This is a genomic window from Tenacibaculum bernardetii (genome assembly GCF_029125915.1).
Lineage (GTDB): Bacteria > Bacteroidota > Bacteroidia > Flavobacteriales > Flavobacteriaceae > Polaribacter > Polaribacter bernardetii.
On sequence record NZ_JAQJCU010000031.1, the window covers coordinates 1 to 2,537 of the forward strand.

General features: G+C 28.7%; 3 protein-coding genes. All 3 read left to right on the forward strand.

All coding sequences use genetic code 11. The features are described from left to right. Positions 1 to 89 precede the first annotated feature (89 nt). The 3 genes from P2G10_RS12680 (at position 90) to P2G10_RS12690 (ending at position 1,850) form a co-directional block, all read left to right on the forward strand. Positions 90 to 956, forward strand: coding sequence for a phospholipase D family protein (locus P2G10_RS12680; protein WP_275316963.1), 867 nt, complete (start codon positions 90 to 92; stop codon positions 954 to 956). A gap of 98 nt (positions 957 to 1,054) precedes the next feature. After that, on the forward strand, positions 1,055 to 1,483 hold the full coding sequence (locus P2G10_RS12685; protein ID WP_275316965.1) for a hypothetical protein: 429 nt from the start codon (positions 1,055 to 1,057) through the stop codon (positions 1,481 to 1,483). Between the two features lies 1 nt (position 1,484). Then, positions 1,485 to 1,850: a hypothetical protein gene (locus P2G10_RS12690; RefSeq protein WP_275316967.1), complete on the forward strand. Its 366-nt coding sequence runs from the start codon at positions 1,485 to 1,487 to the stop codon at positions 1,848 to 1,850. Positions 1,851 to 2,537: the final 687 nt, after the last annotated feature.

A 2,537-nucleotide genomic window follows, 5' to 3' on the forward strand; every position in this document is an offset into this window, starting at 1 on the left:
AATTCGGAAAAGCGCTGCGCTCTTTTCCTTAACGAAATCATGCACAAAGCCGTTGGCAATAATTAAACTCACTCAAATCTGAAAATAATATGGCTAAATTCCTAACAACTGTAGGAAACTCATTTTATATTGAACAAATAATACTAAATGCAGAAAAAAACCTGACTTTAGTTACACCATATCTAAATTTAAGCAAAAATTTAATTGATAGATTAGCAGACGCAGATAAAGAAAATATAATAATTACAATTATTTATGGAAAAAGTGAACTTAGAATAAAAGAAAAAAAGAAAATAGAATCTTTAAAAAATTTAGAACTATTTTTTTGTGAAAATCTACACGCTAAATGCTATCATAATGAAAAGTCTTTAATTATTACTTCAATGAACTTATACGAGTTTTCTGAAAGAAATAATAGAGAAATGGGAATACTGATTGAAAAAAATTCTGATTCAAATATCTATGAAGAGACTTTAAAAGAAATAGAATCCATTAAGAATTCATCTTCAAAAGAAAAATCTATTGAAAAAGTATCAAAACAAGTAATTGAATCCAATTCAGACACTTTAAAGATAAATCCAAATTACATCGAATGCTGGAATTTTCATTTACCAAGTTTAATGAAAATTTTGAAAAAAACATATCCAAATCATAAAATAGAATTCAATGAATCTATTAAAATAAATGACTTTCCTAAAAAAGGAATTAATCTAAATATAAATGGGCGAATAGATTTTGAATTTTTAAACCAAGAATATTATCAAAATATTAAAAATTCATCTAAAAGGAATTTAATAAATAATTCATTGCCAAGTATTAGAATATACTGGAATTATAAGCAAATAAATATTTATGAAGCAAAAGACTTCAATCCAGAAATAAATAATAAAGGTTTAAAATTGAAAATTAATAAAACTCTTGAAATTATAAACACAATTTACAAGGAATTAAAATAACTATTGCCAACACCGTGTAAAATTAATTGCTGGTTTTAGCCAATTTACGAAAGTCCTCGCGGACATTCTATCTGTTATTTATTTACTAACTTTAGTGCTTGAAACACGCAACTAATCTTACACAAACACGTTACCTGCAAGCTGAAATGACGAACGCACAACAAAAAATCGAGACACCATTTAATGAGGAATTCTGCACTCAACTAGAATACCGAATTTGTCACGAATTGAAAAAATCGACTGATAAAGAATTAAAAGGGTTTTGGTGTGATGGTGTTTCGTGGTTGCCAACAGAAAAACAATTGACTAAAAAATACGTGAATGATAAACGTAAAATAGAAACTAAAGCGTGGATTGGAAAAACTGGACAAACGGAATTTAAAGCGACTGTTTATTTTGGACAAAAAGCCTTAAGTAATTACTCAAAGGGTTTAGACTTAACCGAATCAATGCCTGAATTGGAATCGAATTCGGAATGGATTGAAATTGACCTCGAAAACAAAACGATTGAAATAAAACTGAATTAATATGCATAGACAACCTAAACCTACAGAGGAACAAATTGAATTAATTAAAGAACTGGATAAGTTAAAATTTGATATTTGGGAATCAAATTCGACTGACGAAATTATTACTATTGGAAAAAAAGCGATTGAACTTTCAAAAAATGTTGAACCGACAACCTACATTTTGGCAAATGGAACAAAAAGGGTTAATAATAAAGGGAAACAAAATATTACAGAAGTTTTATTATACGATATTGAATCATTAGAAAATAAGAACTATTCGACTCTGGAAGATGAAAAGTTTGCTGTTGTCAGTTCAATACAATTATTAATCGGTGTGTTTGCACATCTGAGTGCTGAAGAGTTAATAAAAATTTTACGTAAATAAAGCCAGCAGGTAACACCGTGTATAATTAATTGCTTTTTACGTGCCTACTTGCGAAAATTCCTGCGGAATTTTCTCGGGTTCGTAAAAGTTTGCTAATTTAGTTGCTTAACCACGCAACTAACCATACACAAGACCGTTAGGTTTCATTAACGTAAAATCGTTAAAAATTAGGCTTTTAGTTTTTAAAGTGAATTCTTACAATGGTGGAAAAATTTACAGAAAAGCTATTTTGGAATTTAATTACAACTCAAAAAAAGTAGCTTGAACAATTTAGTTTTTTAAGCCAATTTTTTTCAAATAGAAAAATTCCAGTTTAGAATTGTTTCAGTAAATAAAAATCTAAAAGCTGGAGAGTTTTGAAATAAAATTACAAACTTTGAGAGTTTTGAGAAGTTTTGAAAATGGAATTGAATAGCAAAGCGTGAAATCATAATTACGGAATTAGAATCTTTGCGGAAATAATAATTGAGAATTAAAATAGAACGGAAAAACCAATAAAACGAAAACCTAACAATGCGCATAATTCATTAAGGTGGAACTTCCTTGCGGAATTTCCTCGCACTTTTATTATCTTTCGTTCAAATTCGGAAAAGTGCTACGCTCTTTTCCTTAACGAAACCATGCACAAAGCCGTTGCAAATAATAGCAGAAATTACTCAGACGGAAACAATTCTGAATTAAAATCAT